The organism is Micromonospora purpureochromogenes, assembly GCF_900091515.1.
GTDB lineage: Bacteria > Actinomycetota > Actinomycetes > Mycobacteriales > Micromonosporaceae > Micromonospora > Micromonospora purpureochromogenes.
Genome location: NZ_LT607410.1, coordinates 6,627,322 through 6,654,320 on the forward strand (window position 1 = coordinate 6,627,322; position 26,999 = coordinate 6,654,320).

The 26,999-nt window shown below is 71.3% G+C and carries 23 protein-coding genes; 10 read left to right on the forward strand and 13 right to left on the reverse strand.

Features of this window, described 5'->3' with window-relative positions:
• Nucleotides 1-222 precede the first annotated feature (222 nt).
• The 4 genes from GA0074696_RS30340 to GA0074696_RS30355 all read left to right on the forward strand — a co-directional run bounded on the left by GA0074696_RS30340 (nucleotide 223) and on the right by GA0074696_RS30355 (nucleotide 5,045).
• Nucleotides 223-1,329 (forward strand): citrate synthase 2, encoded by a 1,107-nt coding sequence (locus tag GA0074696_RS30340; protein WP_088964244.1) that lies wholly within the window; start codon nucleotides 223-225, stop codon nucleotides 1,327-1,329.
• Between the two features lie 272 nt (nucleotides 1,330-1,601).
• Nucleotides 1,602-2,732, forward strand: coding sequence for a phosphoserine transaminase (gene serC, locus GA0074696_RS30345; protein WP_088964245.1), 1,131 nt, complete (start codon nucleotides 1,602-1,604; stop codon nucleotides 2,730-2,732).
• Between the two features lie 184 nt (nucleotides 2,733-2,916).
• Nucleotides 2,917-3,996, forward strand: a complete 1,080-nt coding sequence (sepH, locus tag GA0074696_RS30350; protein WP_088964246.1) for a septation protein SepH — start codon at nucleotides 2,917-2,919, stop codon at nucleotides 3,994-3,996.
• A 62-nt stretch (nucleotides 3,997-4,058) separates the two neighbouring features.
• Nucleotides 4,059-5,045, forward strand: a complete 987-nt coding sequence (locus GA0074696_RS30355; RefSeq protein WP_088964247.1) for an aldo/keto reductase — start codon at nucleotides 4,059-4,061, stop codon at nucleotides 5,043-5,045.
• Between the two features lie 111 nt (nucleotides 5,046-5,156).
• Here GA0074696_RS30355 and thpR read toward each other — a convergent pair whose 3' ends face one another.
• The 5 genes from thpR to GA0074696_RS30380 form a co-directional block, all read right to left on the reverse strand.
• Nucleotides 5,157-5,735, reverse strand: coding sequence for an RNA 2',3'-cyclic phosphodiesterase (gene thpR, locus GA0074696_RS30360; RefSeq protein WP_088964248.1), 579 nt, complete (start codon nucleotides 5,733-5,735; stop codon nucleotides 5,157-5,159).
• Nucleotides 5,732-6,247 carry a hypothetical protein gene (locus GA0074696_RS30365; protein WP_088964249.1) on the reverse strand — a complete coding sequence of 172 codons (516 nt, stop codon included), beginning with the start codon at nucleotides 6,245-6,247 and terminating at the stop codon, nucleotides 5,732-5,734. Before GA0074696_RS30365 ends, thpR begins: the two co-directional genes overlap by 4 nt.
• 105 nt (nucleotides 6,248-6,352) lie before the next feature.
• Nucleotides 6,353-7,639 (reverse strand): MFS transporter, encoded by a 1,287-nt coding sequence (locus tag GA0074696_RS30370; protein ID WP_088964250.1) that lies wholly within the window; start codon nucleotides 7,637-7,639, stop codon nucleotides 6,353-6,355.
• A gap of 69 nt (nucleotides 7,640-7,708) precedes the next feature.
• Nucleotides 7,709-8,158 (reverse strand): MarR family winged helix-turn-helix transcriptional regulator, encoded by a 450-nt coding sequence (locus GA0074696_RS30375; RefSeq protein ID WP_172894517.1) that lies wholly within the window; start codon nucleotides 8,156-8,158, stop codon nucleotides 7,709-7,711.
• A gap of 119 nt (nucleotides 8,159-8,277) precedes the next feature.
• Nucleotides 8,278-9,756: an NCS2 family permease gene (locus GA0074696_RS30380; protein ID WP_088964252.1), complete on the reverse strand. Its 1,479-nt coding sequence runs from the start codon at nucleotides 9,754-9,756 to the stop codon at nucleotides 8,278-8,280.
• A gap of 134 nt (nucleotides 9,757-9,890) precedes the next feature.
• On the opposite strand from GA0074696_RS30380, the gene GA0074696_RS30385 reads away from it, so the two are divergent.
• Entirely contained in the window at nucleotides 9,891-10,103 is a 213-nt protein-coding gene (locus GA0074696_RS30385) for a DUF2530 domain-containing protein (protein ID WP_218896793.1), read from the forward strand.
• Between the two features lie 3 nt (nucleotides 10,104-10,106).
• Here the strand turns inward: GA0074696_RS30385 and GA0074696_RS30390 are convergent, their stop codons facing one another.
• A complete protein-coding gene (locus GA0074696_RS30390) occupies nucleotides 10,107-10,946 on the reverse strand; it encodes a DUF3027 domain-containing protein (RefSeq protein WP_088964254.1) in 840 nt (279 codons plus the stop codon).
• An 87-nt stretch (nucleotides 10,947-11,033) separates the two neighbouring features.
• Here GA0074696_RS30390 and GA0074696_RS30395 point away from each other — a divergent pair, with 87 nt between their 5' ends.
• The gene (locus GA0074696_RS30395; protein ID WP_088964255.1) at nucleotides 11,034-12,830 is read left to right on the forward strand and encodes an MFS transporter; all 1,797 of its coding nucleotides are present in this window, start codon (nucleotides 11,034-11,036) and stop codon (nucleotides 12,828-12,830) included.
• Entirely contained in the window at nucleotides 12,827-13,477 is a 651-nt protein-coding gene (locus tag GA0074696_RS30400; RefSeq protein WP_088964256.1) for a futalosine hydrolase, read from the forward strand. Before GA0074696_RS30395 ends, GA0074696_RS30400 begins: the two co-directional genes overlap by 4 nt.
• On the opposite strand, the gene GA0074696_RS30405 is transcribed toward GA0074696_RS30400, so the two are convergent.
• Complete coding sequence (locus GA0074696_RS30405) at nucleotides 13,449-14,399, reverse strand: GNAT family N-acetyltransferase (RefSeq protein ID WP_157746154.1); 951 nt, start codon at nucleotides 14,397-14,399, stop codon at nucleotides 13,449-13,451. The genes GA0074696_RS30400 and GA0074696_RS30405 overlap by 29 nt on opposite strands.
• Nucleotides 14,400-15,121: 722 nt before the next feature.
• On the opposite strand from GA0074696_RS30405, the gene GA0074696_RS30410 reads away from it, so the two are divergent.
• The gene (locus GA0074696_RS30410) at nucleotides 15,122-16,036 is read left to right on the forward strand and encodes a 1,4-dihydroxy-6-naphthoate synthase (RefSeq protein WP_088959175.1); all 915 of its coding nucleotides are present in this window, start codon (nucleotides 15,122-15,124) and stop codon (nucleotides 16,034-16,036) included.
• On the opposite strand, the gene GA0074696_RS30415 is transcribed toward GA0074696_RS30410, so the two are convergent.
• The gene (locus tag GA0074696_RS30415; RefSeq protein ID WP_088959176.1) at nucleotides 15,997-16,383 is read right to left on the reverse strand and encodes a cold-shock protein; all 387 of its coding nucleotides are present in this window, start codon (nucleotides 16,381-16,383) and stop codon (nucleotides 15,997-15,999) included. The two genes, GA0074696_RS30410 and GA0074696_RS30415, sit on opposite strands and share 40 nt — an antisense overlap.
• A 28-nt stretch (nucleotides 16,384-16,411) precedes the next feature.
• Nucleotides 16,412-17,038 (reverse strand): HAD family hydrolase, encoded by a 627-nt coding sequence (locus GA0074696_RS30420; protein WP_088959177.1) that lies wholly within the window; start codon nucleotides 17,036-17,038, stop codon nucleotides 16,412-16,414.
• An 84-nt stretch (nucleotides 17,039-17,122) separates the two neighbouring features.
• On the opposite strand from GA0074696_RS30420, the gene GA0074696_RS30425 reads away from it, so the two are divergent.
• The gene (locus tag GA0074696_RS30425; protein WP_088959178.1) at nucleotides 17,123-19,591 is read left to right on the forward strand and encodes a helicase-associated domain-containing protein; all 2,469 of its coding nucleotides are present in this window, start codon (nucleotides 17,123-17,125) and stop codon (nucleotides 19,589-19,591) included.
• A gap of 4 nt (nucleotides 19,592-19,595) precedes the next feature.
• Here GA0074696_RS30425 and GA0074696_RS30430 read toward each other — a convergent pair whose 3' ends face one another.
• On the reverse strand, nucleotides 19,596-19,832 hold the full coding sequence (locus GA0074696_RS30430; RefSeq protein WP_088959179.1) for a hypothetical protein: 237 nt from the start codon (nucleotides 19,830-19,832) through the stop codon (nucleotides 19,596-19,598).
• A gap of 137 nt (nucleotides 19,833-19,969) precedes the next feature.
• Entirely contained in the window at nucleotides 19,970-20,860 is an 891-nt protein-coding gene (locus GA0074696_RS30435) for a L,D-transpeptidase family protein (RefSeq protein ID WP_088959180.1), read from the reverse strand.
• 178 nt (nucleotides 20,861-21,038) lie between these two features.
• Between GA0074696_RS30435 and GA0074696_RS30440 the strand changes: the two genes are divergently transcribed.
• Nucleotides 21,039-22,718 (forward strand): DNA repair helicase XPB, encoded by a 1,680-nt coding sequence (locus GA0074696_RS30440; RefSeq protein WP_088964257.1) that lies wholly within the window; start codon nucleotides 21,039-21,041, stop codon nucleotides 22,716-22,718.
• A gap of 750 nt (nucleotides 22,719-23,468) precedes the next feature.
• Here the strand turns inward: GA0074696_RS30440 and GA0074696_RS31070 are convergent.
• Both GA0074696_RS31070 and GA0074696_RS30455 read right to left on the reverse strand, forming a co-directional pair.
• A complete protein-coding gene (locus GA0074696_RS31070; protein ID WP_157746155.1) occupies nucleotides 23,469-24,569 on the reverse strand; it encodes a hypothetical protein in 1,101 nt (366 codons plus the stop codon).
• 23 nt (nucleotides 24,570-24,592) lie between these two features.
• On the reverse strand, nucleotides 24,593-26,968 hold the full coding sequence (locus GA0074696_RS30455) for an ATP-binding protein (RefSeq protein ID WP_157746156.1): 2,376 nt from the start codon (nucleotides 26,966-26,968) through the stop codon (nucleotides 24,593-24,595).
• Nucleotides 26,969-26,999 lie beyond the last annotated feature (31 nt).

Consider the following 26,999-nt stretch of genomic DNA (forward strand, 5'->3'; position numbering starts at 1 on the left):
GGCGCCCACGTCCCCCGACGCTGGCCAGCCCCCAGGAAAGAGTGTCACCGAGGGCGTGACGGCCTCCACCGGCGGGGATGTCACGTGCGGCACAGTCGCAGCGGGTCGCGCATTTGGTTACCGAGCAGGCAAGATGTCACGAAACCATCCCTGAGGGTCGCCTAAGGTCTGGGCCGGACAGAGCCCGCGGCGGGCGCACCGAGCCGGAAGCCAGGAGACGACATGTCTGACTTCAAACCGGGCCTGGAGGGCGTCGTAGCCTTCGAGACCGAGATCGCCGAACCGGACCGCGAGGGTGGCGCGCTGCGCTACCGCGGCGTCGACATCGAGGATCTGATCGGCCAGGTCTCCTTCGGCAACGTCTGGGCACTGCTGGTCGACGGGCGGTTCGGCCCGGGCCTGCCGCCGGCCGAGCCGTTCCCGGTGCCGGTGCACTCCGGCGACATCCGCGTCGACGTGCAGTCCGCGGTCGCCATGCTGGCCCCGTACTGGGGGCTCGACCAGCTGCTGGACATCTCCGACGAGCAGGCCCGCGAGGACCTCGCCCGGGTCTCCGTCACCGCGCTGTCCTTCGTCGCCCAGTCGGCTCGCGGCCTCGGCCTGCCCGCCGTGCCGCAGAAGGAGATCGACAAGGCCGAGACGATCGTCGAGCGCTTCATGAAGCGCTGGCGCGGCGAACCCGACCCCCGGCACGTCAAGGCCGTCGACGCGTACTTCATCTCGGCCGCCGAGCACGGCCTGAACGCCTCCACCTTCACCACCCGGATCGTCGCCTCCACCGGCGCCGACGCCGCGGCCTGCATCTCCTCCGGCATCGGCGCGCTCTCCGGCCCGCTGCACGGCGGCGCCCCCAGCCGGGTGCTGAGCATGCTGGAGGCCGTCGAGCGCAGCGGCGACGCCGAGGGGTACGTCAAGGGCGTCCTCGACCGCGGCGAGCGGCTGATGGGCTTCGGTCACCGGGTCTACCGGGCCGAGGACCCGCGCGCCCGCGTGCTGCGCCGTACCGCCAAGGAGCTGGGCGCGCCGCGCTTCGAGATCGCCGAGGCGCTGGAGAAGGCCGCGCTGGCCGAGCTCCAGGCCCGCCGCCCGGACCGGGTGCTCGCCACCAACGTCGAGTTCTGGTCGGCCGTGGTGCTGGACTTCGCCGAGGTGCCCGCGCACATGTTCACCTCGATGTTCACCTGCGCCCGGATGGGCGGCTGGAGCGCGCACATCCTGGAGCAGAAGAAGCTCCAGCGGCTGGTCCGGCCGTCCGCCCGCTACGTCGGCCCCAACCCCCGCAAGCCGCGGGAGGTCGAGGGCTGGGACGCCATTCCGCACGGCGTCTGACCCGCGTACCCGTCGAAGGGGCCCCGTCCGCGCGGACGGGGCCCCTTCGCGTGCCCCCGGCTCCCGCGGCGGCCGGGTTGTGGCGCATCCCTCAGCGCGCGGGGCGGGACCAGCCGCCGGACGGCCGGGGCGAAGTGCGAGGATGAAGGCTCGGCAGTGCCGCCGGACCGGGCTGGAGATCCCGGCCGCCCGTGCGTCCGCGCACGCGTCCGCCGCAGGTCCCCGCCCGGTGAAGGGCCCGCCCTCGCCCCTGCGGAAGGATCTCGACAACCGTGGCTGACGCACCGACCATCCGGATTCCCGACGACATCAAGCCCGCCGACGGGCGGTTCGGCTGCGGGCCGTCCAAGGTCCGTCCGGCGGCCGTCTCCGCACTCGCGGACGTGGCCACCAGCTACCTGGGCACCTCGCACCGGCAGAAGACCGTCCGCGACGAGGTGGCCCGGCTGCGCCGGGGGATCGCCGAGTTCTTCTCCCTCCCCGAGGGCTACGAGGTGATCATCGGCAACGGTGGCACCACCGCCTTCTGGGAGGTCGCCACCTTCGGCCTGGTCCGCGACCGCGCCCAGTTCGCCAGCTTCGGCGAGTTCGGCGCGAAGTTCGCCAAGTCGGTCGCCGACGCGCCGTTCCTCGGCGAGCCGACGGTCCGCAAGTCCGCGGCGGGCAGCGCGCCGACGCTGGTCGCCGAGGCCGGCGTGGACGTCTACGCCACCCCGCACAACGAGACCTCCACCGGCGTCGCGGTGCCGATCAGCCGGGTGCCCGGCGCCGACCCCGGCTCGCTGCTGCTGGTCGACGCCACCTCGGGCGCGGGCGGCCTGGAGGTCAACGTCGGCGAGACCGACGTCTACTACTTCGCCCCGCAGAAGTGCTTCGGCTCCGACGGTGGCCTCTGGCTGGCCCTGATGTCGCCGGCCGCGCTGGAGCGGGCCACCGAGATCAAGGGATCCGGCCGCTACATCCCGGCCTTCCTCGACCTGGTCACCGCGATCGACAACTCGCGGCTGGAGCAGACGTACAACACGCCGGCGCTGGCCACCATCTTCCTGGCGGCCGAGCAGACCGACTGGATGAACTCGCAGGGCGGGCTGGCCTGGGCGGCCAAGCGCACCGCCGAGAGCGCGGGCATCGTGTACGGCTGGGCCGAGCGCTCCGACGTGGCCACGCCGTACGTCGCCGACCCGGCGCTGCGCTCCAACGTGGTCGCCACGATCGACTTCGCCGACGGGGTGGACGCCTCGGCGATCGCCAAGGCGCTGCGCGCCAACGGCATCGTGGACACCGAGCCGTACCGGAAGCTGGGCCGCAACCAGCTCCGGGTCGCGCTCTTCCCGGCGGTCGAGCCGGCCGACGTGGAGGCGCTGACCGCCTCCATCGACTACGTGGTGGACCGGCTCCAGTAGACAGTCACGGTGGGTGGCCGACGGGGCTCCGTCGACCACCCACCGTGATCATCGTCGCAGCTCAGTCCCGACATGCGGGTGTCGCATCCCCCACCTTCGGGTAGGAGAGCGTACGGTGGTCCGAGGACGCCCGGGTGGCCGGCTCGTGGCGTGACGGCCAGCGAAGCGGGACGGAGGCTACGCCATGCGCCCAGTACGCTTCGTCGCCCTCTCCGAGGACGGCCAGGCTCTGGTGCTCGCCGACGAGGTCGGGCGCCTGCTCGCCCTCCCCATCGACGAACGCATCGCCACGGTGCTGCACGCCGAGCCCGGCGCGGCGCCGCTCGCGGTGGTGCCGACCGCCGCCGACCCGACACCGTCGCTCTCCCCTCGGGACATCCAGGCCCGGATCCGCTCCGGCGAGTCCGCCGAGGACGTCGCCCGCATCGCGGGGGTCCCGGTCGACCGGGTGCTGCGCTACGCCGGCCCGGTGCTCCAGGAGCGGGCCATGCTCGCCCAGCACGCCCGGCGCACCCGGCTCAAGGGCGCGGAGAAGCCGACCCCGCTGGCCGAGGTGGTCAACGGCCGGCTGGCCCAGCACGGGATAGACACCGAGAAGATCTCCTGGGACGCGTACCGGCGCGACGACGGCACCTGGCGGATCATCGCCACCTGGCCGTCGGGCAAGGCCACCGCACAGGCGGTCTGGGACCTCGACAAGCTGCGGCAGAACGTCACCCCGCACGACGACATGGCGCAATACCTGTGCGCCGAGCGTCCGACGCCGATCCTCGGCCAGGAGCCGGCGCCGGAGCGGGGCGGGCACGCGCTGCCCGGCCCGTCGCGCGGCGAGCCGAGCCGGGGCGGGCACGGCCTGCCGGCGGCCGGCGAGCACAGCCGTCCCGGGCGGGACCCGATCCGGGCCGGGCGGGACGCCCTGCTCGCCTCCCTCGACCGGCCGCTCGGCGGCACCTCGGGTCGCGGGCTCGACCCGCGTTCCCCGGCCGCGCTGGCCGGCGCCGACGCACCCCGGCAGCGGGCCGTCGGCGGGGGCGCGGCGGCACTGCTCGGCGGCGGTCAGGGTTCGGCGTTCGACGACGACTCGGACGCGCCGAAGGAGGTCCCGGCCGTACCGTCGCTGGCGGTGCTCCGGCCCCGCCGCACGGGTTCGGCGGCGGCCGCCGGCGGCGACTCCACCGACGCCTCCGGCAAGCCGCGCAAGCGGCTGCCGAGCTGGGACGACGTCCTCTTCGGCAGCGGCCCGGCGGCCCGCGAGTCCTCCTGACCCATCGGCCGGCCACCCTGGTACGCGAGGCACTCTAAGTGCGCGCGTGCCAGGGTGGACCCATGGAGTACACGAATCTGGGACGCACCGGTCTGTCGGTGAGCCGGCTCTGCCTCGGCACGATGAACTTCGGGCCGCAGACCACCGAGCCGGACAGCTTCGCCATCATGGACCGGGCGCTGGAACACGGCATCAACTTCTTCGACACCGCCAACGTGTACGGCTGGCAGACCGGTGAGGGCATCACCGAGCAGATCATCGGCCGCTGGTTCGCCCAGGGCGGCGGCCGGCGCGACAAGGTGGTCCTCGCCACCAAGGTCTACGGCAAGATGGGCGACTGGCCCAACGAGCAGGGCCTGAGCGCCCGCCACATCATCCGGGCCTGCGAGGACTCGCTGCGCCGGCTCCAGACCGACGTGATCGACCTCTACCAGATGCACCACGTCTCCCGGAGCACGCCGTGGGAGGAGATCTGGCAGGCGATGGAGACCCTGGTCGCCCAGGGCAAGGTGATCTACGTCGGATCGTCCAACTTCGCCGGTTGGCACATCGCCCAGGCGCAGGCGGCCGCGGGCCGGCGCAACTTCCTCGGCCTGGTCGCCGAGCAGTCCATCTACAACCTGCTCACCCGGCACGTCGAGCTGGAGGTCATCCCCGCCGCGCAGCACTACGGGCTGGGCGTCATCCCCTGGTCGCCGCTGCACGGCGGCCTGCTCAGCGGGGTCCTGCGCAAGATGGCCGAGGGCGGCGCCGCGCGGGGTGCCAGCGGACGCTCCGCCGACGCGCTGGCCGAGCACCGGGCGACCATCGAGGCGTACGAGAAGCTCTGCGCGGACCTCGGGCACGATCCGGCCGACGTGGCGCTGGGCTGGCTGCTCTCCCGGCCCGGGGTGACCGCCCCGATCATCGGCCCGCGCACCGTGGACCAGCTCGACCGGAGCCTGGGCGCGCTGACCGTCGACATCGACGAGGCGACGGAGAAGCGCCTCGATGAGCTGTTCCCGCCGGTCGGCAACGGCGGCCCCGGCCCGGAGGCCTGGGCCTGGTGACCCAAGCCGGTTAGGCACCTGCTCCGCACCGGTTGCGGCGTGTCGCGGTTCGCGGTCCCGGATGACCTCGACACGCCGCATCTCGGGGCCTCCCCGAACTCGGAGGGCCGGTCAGAGGGGCCAGGCCGCTAGCCGGTCGTACGTCGGCCGGGGGCCGGGGTGGCTGCGGACCAGCACCAGCTCGGTCGCCGGCCACTCCGGCCCCTCGTAGCCGCCGAGCGCGGCCCGGTCGGCCTCCACGTCGGTCGGGTCGATCCGGTCACCGGGGCGGGCGATCGTCAGGTGCGGGCGGAACGGCTTCTCGTCGTGCGGGAGGCGGTTGCGGCGCAGCCCCATCCGGATCAACCGGCCCAGCACGTTCAACGCCTCGACGTCGCCGAGCAGGTCCACCCAGAGCACGGTGAAGCGGCCCCGGCCGAACCGGCCGCCCCCGCCGAGCCGGAGCCGGGGTGCGCCGACGCGCCCCGCGCGGGATGTCTCGGCGGCGAGCCCGAGGGTGCTCTCCACGTCCACCAGCCGGTCCGCCTCCACGTCACCGAGGAAGGCGAGCGTGACGTGCAGGTTCGCCGGGTCGGCGAGGCGTACGTTGATGCCGGCGGCGGAGGCGGCACCGATCCGCAGCCCGGCGAGCCGGTCGGTCAGGTGGGCGACCGCGGCGGGCGGCGGGTAGACCGCGACGAAGAGTCTCACGCCCGCCGGTGACGGGGTCGGCGGCCGGCAGCGGCGGCCGGCAGCGCCAGCCCCGCCTGGGCGAGCAGTCCTTCGACCCGGACCCGCTCGATCTCCCGGTCCACGCCCTCCAGCTCGGTGAGGTGCTCGGTGATCGCCAGCGCCCGGCAGGCGGCCCGGAGCCGGTCGTCGTACGCGTCGATGACCGAGGTGTGCCAGACCACCGAACGGCCGCGGGCGGCGAGCCGGTGCCCGCCGAGGCGGCGCAGGTCGGCGGCGATGCGTTCCAGGGGTTGCCGGTCGTCCCGGTCGAGCTGGGTCAGGTCGATGTCGCGGGTGAGGGCGTCCGCCTCGATCGCCCGGTCCAGCCGGGCGATGGTGCGCCGCTCGCGTCGCCCGTCGCGCCACTCGGCCCAGCCGCAGGCCACCCGGTCGAAGATCTCGTCGAGGCAGAAGAGCAGAGCGAACGCCGCCGGCAGACATGCCACGGCGAGGATCGCCAGTACCAGCGTCAGTGCGCCACCGCCTGCCACATATCGACGCTAAGGCCCACGCCCGGCTCCCGCCACCGGATTGCCGGTATCTGACGCGAAACCGGCCCACCTTTCCGTGGCGGGGGCGGGCCGGCGGCGCGTCGGTCAGCAGTCGGGCGACGAGACCACGTAGAAGCGCGGCATGGGCAGCACCCGGAAGCGCAGCCGGGCACCGGACCGCCGCAGCTGCCAGGTGAGCGCGAGCAGGGCGGTGGCCAGCGAGATCAGGCCGCCCATCCAGATGCTCGCCCCGGCGCCGTAGGTCTCGGCGACCCAGCCGATCAGCGGGGCGCCGACCGGGTTGGTGCCGAGGAAGACCAGCACCCAGAGGGCCATGACCCGGCCCCGGAAGGCGGCGTCGACGCCGAGCTGCACCCGCTGGTTGGCGGCCTGGGCGAAGAAGACCATGAAGAAGCCGGTGGGCAGCAGCAGCGCCACCACCAGCCAGTACGCCGAAGCCAGCCCGACCAGGGTGCCGAAGACGGCACAGCCGACCGCCGCGCCGAGCACCACCCAGACCGAGGGGCGGCTGCGTCGCCCGGTGCCGGCCAGCGCCCCGACCAGGGCGCCGATCGCCAGCGCGGTGCTGAACAGGCCGAACGAGGCGGCACCGGTACGGAACACCGTCTTGGCCAGCGCGGCCAGGGTGAGCTGGAAGTTGAACAGGGTCATCCCGATGACCGACATCACCGCCATCGGCAGCAGCAGGTCGGGACGGCGGAAGACGTACCGCAGCCCGTCGACCACCTTGGCCGAGTCGCGCTCGCCGACCGGCGGGAGGTCCTTGCGGTGCAGTTCGGCGGGGCGCATCCGTACCACGGTGGCCAGTGGGGCGATCGAGCTGACCGCGGTGAAGAGGAACACCGGGCCGACGTCGAAGGCGGCGATCGCCAGGCCGGCCACCGCCGGGCCCACGATCCGCGCCGAGTTGAACACCGCCGCGTTGAGCGAGAGCGCGTTGGGCAGCAGGGACATGCCGACCAGCTCGGAGACGAACGCCTGCCGGACCGGGGTCTCGACGGCGTTCGCGACGCCGAGCAGGGCGGCGAAGGCGAAGACGTGCCAGAGCTGCACCAGGTCGGTGAGGACCAGCACGCTCATCCCGAGCGCGAGCACCGTCCAGAAGGCGTTGGCGACGAAGAGCAGCAGTCGCTTGTCGTACCGGTCGGCGAGCCGGCCGGAGAGCAGGGTGAGCAGCAGCACCGGGGTGAACTGGAGCGCCGTCACCACGCCGAGCGCGGTGGCGGAGTCGTCGGAGAGCTCGAGGACGAGCCAGTCCTGGGCGATGAACATCATCCAGACGCCGATCAGCTTGATCAGCTGCCCGGATGCGAATAGCCGGTAGTTACGGACCTGTAGGGACTGGAACATCGTCGTCAGCTTCGCCTGCACTCTTGGTGCGCCTCCTCAGTGGTACGCCTCATCCACAACGGACGGTGCGGACCCCGAGGTGCGGGTGTGTCAGGCTCTTGCCAGCTGCTGGAGGATCTCGGCGGCGCGCCGCAGCGTGTCGCGTTCGTCCTCCGTGAGCGCGGCGAGTCGGCTGGCCAGCCACTCGTTCCTGGCCCGCTCGAACTGTTCGAGCACGGCGAGGCCCCCCTCGGTCGCCGCCAGGATGACCTGACGACCGTCGGTCGGGTGGGGGGTGCGCTGCACGAGGCCGCGCTCCTCCAACTTCGCGACGATCTTGGTCATCGTCGGTGGCTGCACCCGCTCGACGTCGGCCAGTTCCCGGGGCGTCAGCGCGCCCGCCAGCTTGAGGCTGGTGAGCGCGGAGAGCTGGGTGACCGTCAGGTCGCCGACCGGGCGGGCCTGTCGGACCCGCCGGTTGAGTCGGGTGATCGCATCACGCAGCTGAGGGGCCAGCTGCGCCGGTGGCACGCGTTTCGCCGTCACCGTCCGCTCCGTCACAGTAGTTAGCATAACTAATGAGCCTGGCTAACGACACGCGATATGACCGGGCTCACGAGGGGTTTGTGCTGCTCCGGGCCGGGTATCCGGTTCGGCCCCGGCCCGGAGCGGCGGTCGAGCTACAGCACCGCGGACTCGATCGGCCCGCGCAGGAAGTAGAGCACGAACAGCGCGGCCACCCCGTAGAGCAGCGGGTGGATCTCCCGCGCCTTCCCCTTGGCCAGCTTCAGCACCACGTAGCTGATGATGCCGGCACCGATGCCGTTGGAGATCGAGTAGGTGAACGGCATGAAGGTGATGGTGAGGAACGCCGGGATGGCGATCTCGTAGTCGGTCCAGTCGATGGTGCGCACCGCGGTCATCATCAGGAAGCCGACCACCACCAGCGCCGTCGAGGCCGCCTCGAAGGGCACCACCACCGACAGCGGCGCCAGGAACATCGCCAGCAGGAACATGGCGCCGGTGACCAGGTTGGCCACACCGGTCCGGGCGCCCTCCCCCACACCGGCGGCGCTCTCGATGTACGACGTGTTGCTGGAGACGCTCGCCGCGCCACCGGCTGCGGCGGCGATCGAGTCGACCAGCAGGATCTCCTTCGCCCGCGGCGGGGTGCCCTGCTCGTCGAGCATGCTCCCCTCCTGGCCGATCGCCACCATCGTGCCCATGGTGTCGAAGAAGTCGGTGATCAGCAGGGTGAAGACGAACATCAGCGGCACCAGCCAGCCGGCCCGGCTCCACGAGTCCAGCACGTTGAAGTTGCCCAGCAGCGACAGGTCGGGGACGTCCACGATCTGCTTGGGCAGCTCCGGCACGTTCAGCGACCAGCCCTTGGGGTTGGGCTTGCCGTCGACGAAGGACGGCCCGACGTTGGCGACCGCCTCCACGATGATCGCCAGCACGGTCGAGGCCAGGATGCCGATCAGGATCGCGCCGCGCACCCGGCGTACCACCAGCACCAGGGTCAGCAACAGGCCGACCACGAAGACCAGCATCGGCCAGCTGACGATCTTGCCGTTGATGCCCAGGCCCACCGGCACGGTGGTGTTGGCCACGTCCGGAACGCGTCGGACGAAGCCGGCGTCGACCAGGCCGATGATGGTGAGGAAGAGGCCGATGCCGACGCCGATGGCCGTCTTCAGCTGGGTGGGGACCGAGCGGAAGACCGCGGTACGCAGCCCGGTGAGGACCAGCACGGCGATGATCACACCCTCGATCACCACCAGGCCCATCGCGTCCGCCCAGGTCATCTCCGGGGCGATCTCGTACGCGACCAGCGCGTTCACGCCGAGACCGGCGGCCAGCGCCATCGGGAATCGTCCGACGACGCCCATCAGCATCGTCATCAGGCCGGCGACCAGGGCAGTTGCGGCGGCCAGTGCGGGGATCGAGAGCTTCTTGCCGTCACCGTCGACGGCGCCGCCCAGGATCAGCGGGTTCAACACCACGATGTACGCCATCGTGAAGAAGGTCGCCAGACCACCCCGTACCTCGCGGCTCATCGTCGAACCGCGGGCGGTGATCTCGAAGAACCGGTCGAAACCGGTGCGGGGGTGGGCGGGATCGGGTGGAGTGCCGTTGTCCGGCGGCGCAATGGCCATCAGGTCCCTCGCAGGTGATCTTCGGTTGTCGCGCGCATCGTCCCAGATCACCGGCCGGCAGGAAAAGTTGATCGCGTACGCTTTTCCCCGTGCCACAGGAGCAAGCGCCGCGGCCCGAGCCGCTCGACCCGCCGATGGTCCCGTTCGCGGTCGCCGGGCTGATCGCCTGGGCGGTCGTCGGCCTCGTCCTGCTGGTCTTCTTTCGGGGCTGGCTCACCGAGCACGGGCACCAGAACTGGCTCTGGACCTGCCTGGCCGGTTTCCTGTGGGGCTTTCCCGGCCTGGCCGTGATGATGCGGCACGACGCCAACCGGCGCCGCCGTCGCGAATCGTCCCCGCGGGACTGACCGTCAGGAGTGGCCGTACGGCTCCGCCGGCTCGGCCGACTCCACCGACCCGGGCGCGCGACTGACCGACACGGCCTCCACCGCGCTGTCGTCGTAGACCGTGGGCGCCTCGTCGACCGGGGACTCCGCCGCTTCGACCAGCGCCTCGGAGTGCGCGCCACAGCCGTGGTCGGCGCTGACCACCCGGCCGTCGTCCGGGGCGTAGAAGTTGCCGCAGGCGCCGAAGGCCTGCCGCATCGCGCCGGCCAGCGGCAGGTAGAAGCCACAGGTGCCGCAGCGGGCGGCGGCGGGTGCCGCCACCGAGATCGGCGCGGACGGGCCGTGGTCGCCCTCGTACCAGCGTTCGGCGGTCTCGGAGCGCCCCTCGCGGGACAGCACCCGGGGCCGGCCGAGACCGAGCTCCCAGGAGACCTCCTCGACCGCCGGGTCGTCGGAGAGCAGGTAGCCCGGGGCCAGCCGCTCGTCGTCCGGCGCGGTGGGCAGCAGGTCGCCCGGGCCGAGGTCGCCCGGCTTGAGCCGCTCCTGCCAGGGCAGCCAGCTCGGGGCGAGCAGAGCGTCGGAGCCGGGCAGCAGCACGGTCTCGCAGACCGTGACGTGCTTGCTGCGCGGCACCCGGGTCACGGTGACCGCCCACCGCCAGCCGCGGTAGCCGGCGAGCCGGCACTCGAAGTAGTGCGTGACGACCCGGTCGCCCTCGGCGACGGCGCGCAGGTGATCACCGACGTCGGAGGGCTCCACCTCGGTGATGGCGTCGCGCGCCACGTCGACGGCGGCGGCGCAGACCTGGTCGAGGCGGGCGGCGCGGGTGGAGGCGGGCCTGGTCACCCGTCCATTGTTCCCCATGCGCGTCGCCGCCTGACAGGGACTCCCCGATGACGTCTTCCGCAGGTGGCGCGACGGGCGTGGATCAGATGGGCGAGGATGGTGCACATGCCGCTCTCCTCCCGCTCCGGGCGGTCCGTCCTCGGCCGGACCGTCGGCACGGGCATCCGCTCCGTACGTCTGCTGTTCCGCGGATCACTGCGCGGAGGACGCTGGATGACCCGCCGGGCGGGATCCGCGCGGGCCCGGGGAGCCGGCGGTGAGGTCGGCATGGTCCGCCTCTTCGACCTGCACGCGGTCTCCTGCGCCGGTGACACGCTTATCGCGATCGGCCTGGCGGGGACGATCTTCTTCGACGTCCCGCTCGGCGAGGCGCGCAGCAAGGTCGCGCTCTACCTGCTGGTCACGATGGTGCCGTTCGCCATGCTCGCGCCGGTGGTCGGCCCGCTGCTCGACCACTTCCGGCACGGCCGCCGGTACGCCCTGGCCACCACCATGCTCGGCCGGGCGTTCCTGGCCTGGTTGATCTCGGACTACATCGGCGGCCTCGGGCTCTACCCGGCCGCGTTCGGCGTGCTCGCGCTCTCCCGGGCGTACGGGGTGGCCCGCTCGGCGGCCGTGCCCCGACTGCTGCCCGAGGGGCTCGGCCTCTCCCAGGTGGGTGCCCGGGCCAGCGTCTACGGCACGGTGGCCGGCGCGCTGGTGGCGCCGATCGGGCTGGCCGCGTTCTGGTTCGGGCCGCAGTGGCCGCTGCGGGTGGCCTCGGTGATCTTCCTGGTCGGCATGGTGATCGCGTTGCGGCTGCCACCGAAGGCGGACTCCGAACCGCCGGAGCGGGTGCCCCGCCCGTGGCGCGGGCTGAACCCCGACCGGGACCGGCCCCTCGGCCGGGGTCGCCCGGCCGGCCGCCTGGTGATCGCCACCCTGATCGGCGCGGCGGCACCGCGTGCGCTCTACGGCTTCCTGCTGCTCTTCCTCGCGTTCGCGCTCAAGAAGGGCGACCTGAACACCGACTTCTTCGGTCGGGAACTCAACGGCCAGGCTGCCTTGGGCCTGGTCGGCGGGGCGCTGGCGGTGGGCGGCTTCCTGGCCACCGCGCTCGGCACCCGGCTGCACATCCACCGGCCCGCCGCGATCCAGTCGAGCAGCATGGTCATCGTGGCCGGGGTGGCCGTCCTGGCCACGGTGAAGTTCTCCCTGCCGATGGTGGCGGTGCTCTGCCTGGTCGCCGCGCTGACCAGCGGAATCTCCAAGCTGGCCGTGGACGCCTCGATCCAGGAGCGGATCCCGGAGCGGCTGCGGGCCAGTTCCTTCGCCCACTCGGAGACCGCGTTGATGCTGGCCTTCGTGGCCGGCGGCGGTCTGGGCCTGGTCCCCTTCGAGGGTCGGGTCGGCATCGCGGTCGCCGCCGGGGTGGGCGTGCTCGCCGCCGTCCGCGGCATCGTGGTCGCCGGTCGACTGCGCGGCGAACGGCTGATCGGTCGCCCGCTCACCGACGAGGAACTGGCGGACCACGACGTGCCGGAGGACGCGACACCCGGCACGTCGGCCCCGGACGGCCCGGACGGCGACCGACCCGGGCCGGCCCACGGCCCGAACGGCGACCGACCCGGGCCGGCCCACGAGCCGCACGGCGCCGGCCGGGACCGGCCGGGGCGGACCCACGAGCCGCACACCGCCGGTTCGCACGATCGCGACGCGGCGGAGGAGGCCGCCACGGCGGCCGCCGCCCAGGCCGCGCCGACCTCACCGGCACCGACCGGCCACCGCTCCCCCGACACCGCCGGCGACGACGCCGGGCTGGCGCCGCCCGGGTACCACATCTACCGGCCGTCCTCCGCCGTGGCGCGTCCCGGCGGGGCGGACGACGACCAGCGGCGGCAGTCGCCGGGGTCGGTGTCGTGACGGGTCTGCTGGTGCTGACCGCCGTGCCGGCCGAGGCGGAGGCGGTCCGGGCCGGCCTCACCGACCCGACGGTGACCGTACGGCCGGTCGGGGTGGGGCCGGCGGTGGCCGGTGCCGCCACCGCGCGGCTGCTGACGCTGGCCGAGGCGGCGGGTCGCCCGTACCGGGCGGTGGTGAGCGCCGGGATCGGCGGTGGCTTCGCCGGCCGGGTGGCGGTCGGCGCGACGGTCCTCGGCACCCGCAGCGTGGCGGCGGACCTGGGCGCGGAGTCGCCCGAGGGGTTCATCCCGGTCGACGAGCTGGGCATGCCGCCGGAGCTGCTGGGTGGCGGTCCGACCGTCGACGCCGACCCCGAGCTGCTGGCCACCCTGTGCGCGGCGCTCCCCGAGGCGGTCGTCGGCGCGGTGCTGACCGTCAGCACCGTGACCGGCACGGCCGCGAGCACCCGCGCCCTAGCCGACCGTCACCCGGACGCCGTGGCCGAGGCCATGGAGGGGTACGGCGTGGCGGTGGCCGCCGCGCACGCCGGCCTGCCCTTCGCCGAGCTGCGGACCATCTCCAACCCGATCGGCCCCCGGGACCGGGGGGCGTGGCGGATGCGGGAGGCGTTCACCGCCCTCACGGCGGCCGCCCGCGTCCTGCGCTGACCGGCCGGTCGAGCCGGAGCGCTTCGGGTCGGCCGGCCTGGAGGCGGTAGCCGCAGGCGAGGAGGAAGGCGATCCCGCCGCACTCGGCGATCGCGTGGACCGTGGTGACGCCGAACCGGTCCATCTCCGTGACGAGCATGTCGAGCAGCCGGCGGCCGATGCCGAGCCCACGATGGTCGGCGGCGACCAGCACGCCGTCGAGCAGCAGCTCCCGCCGATCGCCGAGGTCGTAGCCCAGCAGGAGGTCCACGCTGCGCTCGTGCGCCCGAAGTTCGCCGACCAGCTCGCCGTCGGGCAGCTCCGCGATCAGACGCCAGGACGTCGCCGGCAGCTCGTCCCGGCCGACGCGCCGTACCTGGACCTCGCGCCGGACCCGTTCCCGGCGACGGCTCCGGTCCCGGCGTTCCCGGTTCCGCTCGTAGGTGACGGCGGGCAACGGCGCCGGCCACCGCTCGGGCGGCAGGTCGTAAAACCGCGCCCACCAGGCGCCCGGCCAGTCCTTCGGTTCCCGCACCTCACGGGCGTCCAGGTGCGCGGGGCAGTGCCGCCCCGCGCCGTCGCGTAGCTCCTCGTGCGGCACGGCCGGCAACGCGCCGTTCCGTTGCTCCTCGTGCGGCACGGCCGGCAACGCGCCCTCCCTCACCTCGCCGCCATTCGCGCCACCTGCGGAGCGGTCCGGGCCGCCCACGTCCACGGGTGCACCAGGGGCCGCCAACGAGATGCGGAGCTGCCCGGACGCCGCTCGGACGAGTTGCTCGACCGTGCGGAACCTCGGGTCGGTCGTCCGCCCCGACTCGATCCGCGCGATGGTGGCCTGCGGCACCCCCGACTGCTCGGCCAGCTCCCGCTGGCTCAGATCGGCCTGCCGGCGCAGCGCCCGCAGCGCCGCGGCGAGATCGACCGAGGGTGTCCGCTCCGTCACCACACCATGCTCGACCGCGCGGCCTCCCGTTTTCAACAGCCCACCGGAACCTGTGGAAAACCCTGTGGACAACGCTCGGAGCTGGGGACAAGGGCCCCGGAGAGTCGCTACCGACCTGATGACGGGGATGACTCACCGTTCCGTCGCGGTTGACATGCGGCCGACGGCGGCCCCGGGCACCTGGCACCGACACGCCAAGTGCGCTTCTCACCCGGAGCTGGCAAGCCGGCAGCTGTCCACTCCCGCACCGGCAGCCAGGGCGTCAATCACCGCCCGCCGCGACGTCGCCCTGGTGGCGGGGACTCGGCTGTGAGGTGTCGGCGCTACGCGGTGTCACCGGACCGTCGTGCCGGTGATTCGTCCACGTCATCAGATTGGTAGCGCGATACACGCACACCTCACGTCCCGTCGGGGGGCCGCGGAAAGGCCGGGCGGGTCGCGACGCCGGGCCGGACGCGACGCCGGGCGGGTGACATGGCGGCAAACCAGGGGCGGCAGGTGACGGCGGCGGGAAGCAGCGGGCGCTGGGAAGCAGCGCGGCGGCGAGCGGGAAGCAGCGGGCGCTGGGAAGCAGCGCGGCGGCGAGCGGGCAGCGGCGGGCGCTGGGAAGCAGCGCGGCGGCGAGCGGGCAGCGGCGGGCAACCGGCGGCGGCGAGCGGGTGGGGTCACAGGGGGGTGGGCGGGGTGGAGTGGGGGCGCGCGGGCGGGGCTACCGTGGGAGCGTGGCGCTCTCCCTGGCGATCTCGCCCTGCCCCAACGACACGTTCGTCTTCCACGCGCTGGTACACGGCCGGGTGCCCGGCGCGCCGCCGGTCGAGGTGACCTACGCGGACGTGGACGTCACCAACACGGCCGCCGAGCGGGGCGCGTTCGACCTGGTCAAGGTGAGCTACGCGGCACTGCCCTGGCTGCTGGACGACTACCACCTGCTGCCCTGCGGCGGAGCGCTCGGCCGCGGCTGCGGTCCGCTGGTGCTCACCCGCAGCGCAGCCGGCGACAGAGCAGCCGGCGACAGCGCAGCCGGCGACGGAGCGACCGCCGGTGCCGGCCGGCCGGACCGGGCCGACCTGAGCGGGGCCACGGTGGCGGTGCCCGGTGACCGGACCACGGCGTACCTGCTGTTCCGGCTCTGGTCAGCGGAGCGGCCGCCGGCGCGGATCGAGGTGGTGCCGTTCCACGAGATCATGCCGGCGGTGGCCGCCGGGAAGTACGACGCGGGGCTGGTCATCCACGAGGCGCGGTTCACCTACCACCGGCACGGGCTCACCGCGCTGGTGGACCTGGGCGAGTGGTGGGAGGGCGACACCGGCCTGCCGATCCCGCTCGGCGCGATCCTGGCCCGCAAGGGCGCCGTCGACCCGGTGGCGGCGGCCGGCTGGATCCGGGAGTCCGTCCGCCAGGCCTGGGCCGATCCGGCCGCCAGCCGGGACTACGTGCTCTCGCACGCGCAGGAGATGGAGCCCGACGTGGTGGACCGGCACATCGGCCTCTACGTCAACGAGTTCACCGCGGACCTGGGGGACGCGGGCTTCGCCGCCGTGGAGGCGCTGCTGGGCCGGGCCGCCGACGCCGGGCTGATCCCACCGACCTCCGGCCCTCAGACCTCGAGCTCGCGCGCCACCGCGTGGACCAGTTGAGCGACCTTCTGCGCGGTCTTCTTGTCCGGGAACCGGCCCCGGCGCAGGTCCGGCTGGACCTTCGCCTCCAGCACCTTGATCATGTCTTCGACCAGGCCGTGCAGCTCCTCGGCCGGGCGCCGGCGCAGCTCCGCCATCGACGGCGGCGCGTCCAGCAGCTTGACCCCCATCGCCTGGGCGCCCCGGCGGCTGTCCACCACGCTGAAGTCGACCCGCTGCCCACCCTTCAGGTCGGTGACACCCGCGGGTAGCGCGCCCTTGGGCAGGAACACGTCGCCACCCTCGTCACTGGTGACGAACCCGTATCCCTTGGCCGCGTCATACCACTTCACTCGACCCGTCGGCACCTGAGAACCCCTGCTTCGCTTGAGACGTCTACTGCTGCCTCAAGGCTAGCCCGATGATCCGGTCCAGCGCCGCCGGGAATCCGGTGAGATCGTCCAACACCTGGTACGCCCCGGCGGCCCACAGCTCGTCCGTGCTGCACGGCCCGCTGGCAACCCCGACGCCGGGCACCCCGGCCGCGCCCGCCGCCGCCATGTCCGCCACATGATCGCCGACGTAGAGGGTCGCGCCGTGCTCGCGCAGCGCGGTCGCCTTCTCCTTGGCGAAGAGGTCCCCGGCCACCTCGTCGACGCTCAGCCCGAGGTGCTCCAGGTGCAGCCGGGCCAGCCGGCCGAGCTTGGCGGTCACCACCATCACCCGGCCGCCGCGCGCGTGCACCGCCTCGACCACCTCCCGCGCGCCCGGCAACGGGACGGTCGGGGTGATCGCGTACGCCGGGTACAGCTCGCGGTAGATCGTCACCGCCTCCTCCACCCGCTCAGGCGGGAACCAGTGCGCGATCTCGGTGCGCAAGGGCGGCCCGAGCCGGGAGACCGCGAGGTCCGCGTCGACGGGTACGCCGGTCTGCGCGGTGAGCGCCCGGAAGCAGGCGGCGATGCCGGGGCGGGAGTCGACCAGGGTCATGTCGAGGTCGAAACCGACCATCAGTGGAAGCACCCCGAGAACGTACCCGCCCAAGCCGGACCGAGCCGGACGTCCGAGGGGCGGGACAGGCTCGCAGCGGGCTAGCGTGGAACGACGATGACCACCTCACTCGCCGACCACCTGCGCGCCCTGCCCGACGAGTCGCTGGCCGCCCTGCTCCAGCTGCGGCCCGACCTCGTGGTGCCGGTGCCCGCCGACGTCTCCGCCCTCGCCATCCGGGCCGAGTCGCGGGTCTCCGTGGCCCGCGCGCTGGACGGGCTCGACCAGTTCACCCTCCAGATCCTCGACGCCGCCCGACTCACCCGGCACCCCGAGGAGGGCACCACCTCCACCGACGCCGTCCTCGCGATGGCCACCGCCGGGCCGCACCCGCCCGCCCCGACCACCGTCCGGGGTGCAGTGGACCGGCTGCGCGCGCGCTTCCTGCTGTACGGCCCGGAGCACGCCCTGCACGTCGCGGGCAGCGTCGACGAGGTCTCCGCGTACCCGGCGGGGCTGGGGCGACCGGCGGCGGAGCTGGACGCGCGGACGGCGGCGCTCTGCGCGGACCCGGCGAAGCTGCGGCGGACGCTGCTGGCCGCTCCGCCCTCGGCCCGGGCGATCCTGGACCGGCTCGCCGCCGGGCCGCCGGTGGGCAGCGTGCCGCCGGGCGCCCTCCAGGCGCCCCCGGTCGGCGCGGAGGACGACCTGCCGCCGGACGCCACCAACGGCGGCGCGCCCACCGGCTCGCCCATCCGCTGGCTGGTCGACGCCCGGCTGCTCGTGCCGGTCTCGGCCGGCACCGTGGAGCTGCCCCGCGAGGTGGGGCTGCTGCTGCGCCGGGACAGCGGCCCGCTGGGCCCGCTGCGCACCAGCCCGCCGTCGGTCACCGCGCCGCCGCGCGAGCCGAAGGCCGTCGACTCCGCCGGGGCCGGGCAGACCATGGAGCTGGTACGCCACACCGAGGCGCTGCTGGAGAGCCTGGCGGCCGAGCCGGCCCCGGTGCTGCGTTCGGGCGGTGTCGGCGTCCGTGACCTGCGCCGGCTGGCCCGCGGCGTCGGGCTGGACGAGCCGGCCACCGCGCTGGTCTTCGAGGTGGCGTACGCGGCCGGGCTGGTCGGCGAGCTGGACCTGCCCGGGACCACCACCGGCCGCTACGGCGCCGACCAGCAGGTGCTGCCCACCGGCGGGTACGAGGTGTGGCGGGCGATGTCGCTGGCCCACCGCTGGGAGCAGCTCGCCCGGGCCTGGCTGACGATGACCCGGCAGGTCGGGCTGGTCGGCCAGCGCGACGACCGGGACCGGCCGATCAGCGCCCTCTCCGCCGAGGCGGAACGGGCCGGTGCGCCGGCCGCCCGGCGGGCGGTGCTCGGGGTGCTGGCCGACCTGGAGCCGGCCACCGCACCCACCCCGGACGAGGTGCTGGAGCTGCTGGACTGGCGCGCTCCCCGGCGCAGCCGGGGCCGGGAGGCCGCGCACCGGGAGGTGTTGGCCGAGGCGGCCCAGCTGGGCGTCACCGGGCTCGGCGCGCTCACCTCGTACGGGCGGCTGCTGCTGGCCGACGTCACCGAGGCGGACGAGCGCGGCGGCGACGACCCGCTCGGCCTGCGCTCGGACGCCGAGAGCGGCGACCCGTCGAACGCCGTGCGGGCGCTGGACGCGCTGCTGCCCGCCCCGGTCGACCACTTCCTGGTGCAGGCCGACCTGAGCGTGGTGGTGCCCGGCCCGCCCGACCCGGCGCTCGCCGCCGAACTGGACGTGGTGGCCGAGCACGAGTCGGCCGGCGGGGCCAGCGTGCACCGGATCACGACGGCGAGCGTGCGGCGCGCCCTGGACGCCGGGTACACCGCCGACGACCTGCACGCCCTGTTCCGCCGCCGGTCGCGCACCCCGATCCCGCAGGGGTTGACGTACCTGGTGGACGACGTGGCGCGCAAGCACGGCGGGCTGCGCCTCGGCTCCGCCGGCGGGTACGTGCGCAGCGACGACGAGGCGCTGCTCGCCGAGGTGCTGGCCGACCGGCGGCTGGAGTCGATGGCGTTCCGCCGGCTGGCGCCGACGGTGCTGGTCACCCCGTACCAGGTGGGGCGGATGCTGATCGCGCTGCGCGACGCCGGGTACGCGCCGGTGCCGGAGGACACCAGCGGCGCGACGGTGCTGTCCCGGCCGAAGACCCGGCGGGCGCCCGCCCGGGCGTCGGTGAGTACCCGCGCGCTGGATCCGCTGGCCGCGCCGAAGCTGGCGATGCCCCGGCTGCTGGGCGTGGTGGAGCAGATCCGGCGGGGCGACGCGGCGGCGCGGGCGGCCCGGCGGGCCCCGGCGGTGGTGCGCGGCAGCGCGGCCCGGGTGGCCGCCGGCCCGATGCCGGCGCACAGCCACAGCGAGGCCCTGGCGGTGCTGCAACAGGCGGTACGGGACAAGGCGCTGGTCTGGGTCGGCTACGTCGACGCGCACGGGGCGACCGCGTCCCGGCTGCTCCGGCCGGTGTCGATCGGCGCCGGTTACCTGCGCGCCGAGGACGACCGGACGGAGATGCTGCACACCTTCGCGCTGCACCGGATCACCGCGGCGGTGCGGGAGGACTGAGCGGTCAGCGCCGGCTGCGGCGCACGGTGCCGATCACGGAGACGGCGAGCAGCAGGGCGAACGCGGCGCCGGCGGTCTCGCCGCCCGAGGCGACGAAGCCCTGCCGCTGCACCAGCCAGCCGAAGAGGAACCAGGCGACGAGGGCGAGCGCGGCGGCGGTGTAGCCGACCAGCGTCGCCGTGGAGACCTCGTCGGCCGGCGGCGGCTCGTCGTCGGTGGCCGTTTCCTGGTCGACGCTCATTGCCAGCCCTCCCGCCCCGTCCGGCTCCCGCCCTCCAGCGTGGCACCCGGATTCCTGGCCGCCCAGGGGCCAAAACCCTGAATCGCCGCCCCGACAGTCGGACTGTCGGGGCGGCGATTCATGTTGCGGGCCGCGGCTCAGGTGCCGGGGCGGCGGCCGACCAGCGTCACGCGGGAGCCGACCGAGCCGAGCTCCCACCAGCGGACCGCGTCGGTGTGCAGCAGGTTGACGCAGCCGTGCGAGCCGATCGAGGAGTTGTGCAGGTAGGTGGTGGTCTCGTGGAAGCCGATCCCGCCGTTGAAGCGCTGCCAGTAGGGCAGCCACACGTCGTACGGGTCCGACCACTCCTTCAGCTTCCGGAGGTTGACCTTGTAGGTGCCCGCGGGAGTGGCGTAGCCGGACATGCCGGTGCGGGTGACCGTCGGCTTGGCCACCACCTTGCCGTCGCGCATCACCCAGGTGGTCTGCTTGGTCAGGTCCACACAGAAGGTGGTGCCGGAGCCGGCGTTGCACCGGCTGGTGTCCGTGTTCGCCAGCCGCTTCGCCACGTCGTACGTGAGCGGTCCGGCCCGGCCGGCGGCCGGGCGGATGTCGTACCGCTGCTGGAACTTCTTGATCGCCGCGCAGTCGGCGTCGGACTGCCGGCCGTCGACGCTGACCGTGCCGAACCCGCCCAGCCGGGCGAGGTAGCCCTCCACCTCGCGCTGGTACTCCCCCTGCTCGCAGCGGGTCTTGTTCTGCGGCGTCGGGTTGGCGATCCGGCGGCCGCGCTCCGGCTTCGGCGGCGTGGTGAGGCGCGGCGTCGTCGCCGCGGCCTTCAGCTTCGGGGCCGGGGTGGTGGGCTGGGTCAGCTGGTCGGGCGGCGCGACGCCGCTCGCCCCCGTTACCTGTTCCGCATTGCCGACCGGGGCGAGCCCTCCTCCAGTGCCACCCGGATCGGCCTGCGGGTCGAGCGCGCATCCACCGGCGCCGACCAGCGTGACCACCGCCAGGGCGGCCATCCGGATGGTGAAACCTCTATGCCTCATTGAGCCTCCCGATAGCCGTCCCACTGGGTAGACGTTCGGCCGTTGGGAAACGTTGCGTCGTTTGGGCATTTTTCTGTGCGCCCCCGACCCCGTGCAACACTGGATGGTCGGCCTGCGGCGGGGGTGTCCCCGCCGATGACGGGTAGCCGACAAGCCCGGCCGAGGAGAGGACGCTGGCGTGAGCGGTGGACCACTGATCGTGCAGTCGGACAAGACCCTGCTGCTGGAGATCGACCACCCCGACGCGCAGGCCTGTCGGATGGCGATCGCCCCCTTCGCCGAGCTGGAGCGCTCCCCGGAGCACGTGCACACCTACCGGCTCACCCCGCTGGGGCTGTGGAACGCCCGGGCCGCCGGCCACGACGCCGAGGCGGTGGTGGACGCGCTGATCAAGTACTCCCGCTACCCCGTGCCGCACGGGCTGCTGGTGGACGTCGCCGAGACGATGGACCGGTACGGCCGGCTCCAGCTCGCCAACGACCCGGCGCACGGCCTGGTGCTGCGGGCACTGGACCGGCTGGTGCTGATCGAGGTAGCCAAGAGCAAGAAGCTCGCCGGCATGCTCGGCAACAAGATCGACGACGACACCATCCAGGTGCACCCCTCCGAGCGCGGCCGGCTCAAGCAGGCGCTGCTCAAGCTCGGCTGGCCGGCGGAGGACCTGGCCGGGTACGTCGACGGCGAGGCGCACCAGATCGAGCTGGCCGAGGCCGGCAAGGACGGCCGCAAGCCGTGGACGCTGCGGTCGTACCAGCGGGAGGCGGTGGAGGCGTTCTGGGCCGGCGGGTCGGGCGTGGTCGTGCTCCCCTGCGGCGCGGGCAAGACGCTGGTCGGGGCGGCGGCCATGGCCGAGGCGAAGGCCACGACGCTGATCCTGGTCACCAACACGGTCGCCGGCCGGCAGTGGAAGCGGGAGCTGATCGCCCGCACCTCGCTGACCGAGGAGGAGATCGGCGAGTACTCGGGCGAGCGCAAGGAGATCCGGCCGGTCACCATCGCGACGTACCAGGTGCTCACCTCGCGGCGCGGCGGCGCCTTCACCCACCTGGACCTGTTCGGCGCCCGCGACTGGGGCCTGGTCGTCTACGACGAGGTTCACCTGCTGCCCGCGCCGATCTTCCGGTTCACCGCGGACCTCCAGGCCCGCCGCCGGCTGGGCCTGACGGCGACTCTGGTACGCGAGGACGGCCGGGAGGGCGACGTGTTCAGCCTGATCGGCCCCAAGCGGTACGACGCGCCGTGGAAGGACATCGAGTCGCAGGGCTGGATCGCCCCGGCCCAGTGCACCGAGGTACGGGTGACGCTGACCGACGCCGAGCGGATGTCCTACGCGACGGCGGAGGCCGAGGAGCGCTACCGGATGGCGGCGACCGCCCGGACCAAGCTGCCGGTGGTGAAGGCGCTGGTCGACCGGCACCCGGCCGAGCAGACCCTGGTGATCGGTGCGTACATCGACCAGCTGCATCAGCTCGGCGAATACCTGGACGCGCCCATCATTCAAGGCTCGACCACCAACAAGGAGCGGGAACGGCTCTTCGACGCGTTCCGCTCGGGTGAGCTGCGGACCCTGGTGATTTCGAAGGTCGGCAACTTCTCCATCGACCTGCCGGAGGCGGCGGTGGCGATTCAGGTGTCGGGGACGTTCGGGTCGCGGCAGGAGGAGGCGCAGCGGCTGGGACGGGTGCTGCGGCCGAAGGCCGACGGCCGGCAGGCGCACTTCTACACGGTGGTGTCCCGGGACACGATCGACACGGAGTACGCGGCGCACCGGCAGCGGTTCCTGGCGGAGCAGGGGTACGCGTACACGATCGTGGACGCGGATGACGTACTGGGGCCGAAGCTGCCCACCGTCGATTGATTTCGTGCCAGTCGACCGCTCCCGCGATATTGCGGCGTCGGGCTCACCCCACACGCACCCTCTTGCTCTTCCGCAACGCGCTCCTACCGCCCATGCGAATGGAGACCAAGAGCACGCCTCTCATTTTCGCTATGCTGCAGTAGGGGCTACCTGGGCGCCGGGGTTGGCCACCGCTTCAACTGTTCCCGACTCATCGGCAACACGAGCCCTCCAGTGAGGCCCTTGTCGCTAAGTTGCTCCCACATGCTTCTCAACTTAACGCGCGCGATTGCGTCCTCCTGCAGAGCAGCAATCAAAACATCTACGGTGCTATGCGCTCGAATTCCCAGATTATCGGCCACTTTCCGTGCCGGGCTCTCGTCGATCAGCGCTATAGACGCCGTCTCCTGCGCAAACACTAGAGTTTCCGACTCACCGAGATCCGTATTTCCTGCGGACGGCTCCCGCTGTTCGGCACGAACAAGGTCCCGCATTTTGTCAACCTGTGCGCGGTCCGCGCACACATGCGGTTCCCCCAGAGCGCTCCTGCTGGTTCCGATCCACGGTCGTGCAGCAGCAGCAAGCTCAAGGTTCCGCTGGCTTGAGGGACGCCTCTGCGCGTGATGTGCAACCTCGTCCGCAACCGCTGCAGTCCATCGCATGCGCTGGTGGTATCTACTTCGAATAAATCGAACTCCGCCAGGCATGCCGCCAAAGCACAAAAGCGGGCCAGTGTCGAACGCGACCATCTTCGTTGGGAAAGACGCTGTCTCAGACATCTTGGCTGCCCGCCTCCGCTCGCCGCCTGTCGCCTCGCGCAATCATACGGTATAGAGCCCGGTCGTCCTGGAGCTCGTCGAACCGAGCCCACGGTTCCTGAGCGAAAACTGGCCAGAAGTCAGGCGCTAAGCGGACACAGCTAGAGGCATCTGCAACGTCAATCGGGGCGTAGTCGCTGTCAATGGTCATAACGGGCGCGTCCATGCTGAGCGTGCGCACCGGCTGTCCGTGCATCGCTGTCATTTGTTCCGCGAGGGCCGCCGCCTCGGTGAGCTCGGGGGACGCCTCCATCAGGAGATCGTCAACCAACGCATCCAGACCCGCACGCCACCAACGCCCATCGCTCAATGCTGCGAGGTGGCCCGTATACCTACACTCACCCAGCGCGGCCGAGAGCGGGGACGTGCCTCGGAGGATCGCATCGAAGTCAACCACGTCGAGCCGGAGAAGGGTCGCCGCCCAATGCCTGGGGAGGAGGAACGTCGGGAAAGGAAGGATGCGATGTGCGAACCATCGGAGCCAAGCGGTGCCCGCGGTATATGCGGCAACAGTATTTTCGGGGGGATTGCACACCTGAACGTCCGCTAATGCCCCCTCGGTCCATTTCGCGTCGGGCAAGTTCAACCAACCCTTACCCTCGTTCCATCGCAACGGATCAGAAAGCAGTGGCCGTAGCCCTTCGACCGCTTCGGCAAGGCTGTGGAGCTGATCCGCAACATTGCCGTCCTCCTTCTTAAGGACCCAGTCCAGGCCGTATTGGGCGGCGATGGCAGGCTTGCGGATCTCTACTGGAAGTCCATCGGCAAGTGCAGGAAGTTCGCCCGTGCGCAGGACTACCGCAGCGTGATGGTCACGTTTCCGCAGGTGACCCGAAACCACGGCAGCAATCGCGAGACCATCCTGAGGCCAGTACAGGCACTCAGGAGGATGCGAGATCGTCGACCAGTCAAACCGATGGTCGATCGCGATGACGTCAGCCCACTGCATTTCATCTGCCGTTACCGCGTCCGGCGGGCGCACCTCTACCTCGAGATTGGACGCACGCAGGCCAGCGGCAACTGATTCCTCCTTCTTGACCTCGTCGTCGATCACAAGAACTCGAGGGGTGTTTGAGCTCACTCGCCTATCCTCCGACCCGGCACTCGTATCTCGATTGCGGTCTGGTATTCGGGGGACGGCTCAACGAACCGTACGCTCCCGTTGTATTCGGTGAGAAGCCGCCGCACGATCGGCAAACCCATGCCCATGCCTTGACCTAGGACAGTGTCAACGTCAGTGGTTGTAGACTCGAACGGCCTGAACCACCGTTCCGCGTTCGCGAGGTCAACCTTAACGCCGGTATTCTCGACACGCAGAATAAGCCCCCCGTCGCTAGATGGTTCTGCCCGTATAAGGATCCGGCCTTTGTCTCCCGCTGCCTTGATTGCATTGGTGAGAACATTCGTCATGATGATGGTAATCTCAGCCGGGAAGATTGGAGGCGTCCTTGCGCTGCCTTCAAGCTGCTGTAAGACCTCGATTTGGCGATCCCTAATGGAGGTAGTAAGCAACCGAAGGCTTGGCTCAATCGCCTGACCATACGGCAGACGACGCCTTCTTCTCCGTGCGTCCGGGCCTACAACCTCCACTAGATAGCTACTTTGGCGAGCGAGGGACTGGACGAGTTCGTCAGCTGCAGCCTCGGCATCCTTGAGCAGTGATCTACGTCGAGTAGCATCATCTTCTCGCCGGGCCGCCACGGCGAGTGTGCGGACCGACTGGGCAAGTCCAAGAATGCCATTGATATCGTGCACGAACGCAGCGAGCTGCAGTCCAACACCGGCGAGAATCTGAAGGGTGGCTCGCCCTTCATCACCTTTTTGGGCTTCTTCAATATAGTCGATCGCCCGCTCAATTATCTCCAGTCGTACACTTGCCTCCGATTCACTGCCGAATTCACTCTGCAGACTTTTTAGCTGCCGACGGGTTACTGAGATGGACATCTTGATGTCTTCGTTCACACTGACATCGCCCGAAGGGGGGGCCGTTGAGCTTGGCCGCTCTCCCGGATCCGCAGTAGGCGTTTGGGTGCCAGACGAGGAAACAGCGCGCTGCAGGTCCTCCTTCAGTGCGCTTTGTCGCTGTTGCTTTGCTGCGTTCCTGTGAGCCGCTCGAACCCGCGTAAGCAAATCAATGCCGTTACGGACCAGTTCCCGGAGTGTCTCGAACGCAGCATCTTGCACGAAGCCTTCGCGGTTAACCACAGGGCGTAACGACGCAGCGTCATCCCCAGTCATAAAGACGGCGCCAGCGTATTGATCGTTGCCTTGCATCAAGAAGGTTTCGGTGCCAACTGGTTCCAATAGCCGGCTCGACGCGGCATCAAGCTTTGGATCCTCGAAACTTCGCTCCCGCCGCGAGTAGTCTCGGTCAAGGTAGAGCCAGTCGTCACCACCATCGCCATAGGGCAGGACGCGAAAACCTTCGACGTAGACGCGTACCCCACGCGATGCCCTTGCGAACTTTTGAAGCGCTGCAGTTCGCTCCCCGATTCCGCCGATCCGCCCAACGCGGGCGTAGATTCTCGCGGAAAAGAACGGCCCATTCTTTGGGTCTGGATGCTCCCGCCGAAGCTTGTACGAACGCAGCTCGTGGTCGCTAGTCTGCTGCGCTATCGATGGTTGGATGTTGAAGCGGACACCGTCCGGCCGGGCGGATATTTCAAGTAACCAATCCGCCTGCTCAAGAAGTAGCGGCCAGAGATCGTCACCTGCATTGAGATCGCCCTCGAATTTGATGCGAAAGCCTGGGTCTCCGTCGGTCTGAGAGGAGACGGTCAACTCGCCCAAGAACGCTTCGGGAGCAAATAGCTTTCCGGGTGGATCAATTAGAAGCTCATTCGGCGGCCTGCATGAGGCAACCTGCGTAACGAAGGTCGACAGAGCCTGCGAAGTCCACCGCCGCCTGAGCTTCTCTAGCCTGAGTTCTGTACCATGCGATTGATCGTGCCGCACGTCGAAGGTGAAAACATCAAGACCATTTTTGGCATCGTCGATGGTTTCATAGTCGTTTTCGACTCGCTCCCAGTCGATCAGCGCTTGTACGCCTCGGCGCACAGTGAGTGCCTGTGCTGGTATGGACTTGATGGTTAGACGTCGGGCGAGTTTGTGGGCGCTGAGGCGACCGACGCCCTTCGCGCCCGTGTACTGGCGGCCGTACTTTGGGCTTCGCCTGCTGCCTCTCTCCTTATAACGTCCCGCGATGCGCAGGAAGGCGCCGCGAAACACCTCGGGAGTCATACCAACGCCGTTGTCACTGACGACGATATGTCCGTCGTCGTAGCGGAGTCTTTTACCACGTACCACGACCAAGGATGCGTCCGCGTCATACGCATTCTTGATCAGCTCGATCAAGGCAGTGCTATCGCGGCCCACGAGAAGCTCGCCCAACTCTCTGAAGAGGTGGGTGTCTACCGAGAAGCCGAACTGCTCCCGGATCTCCCGTTGCGCCAACACCTGCTCCTTTCGACGGCTCGTTGAACGT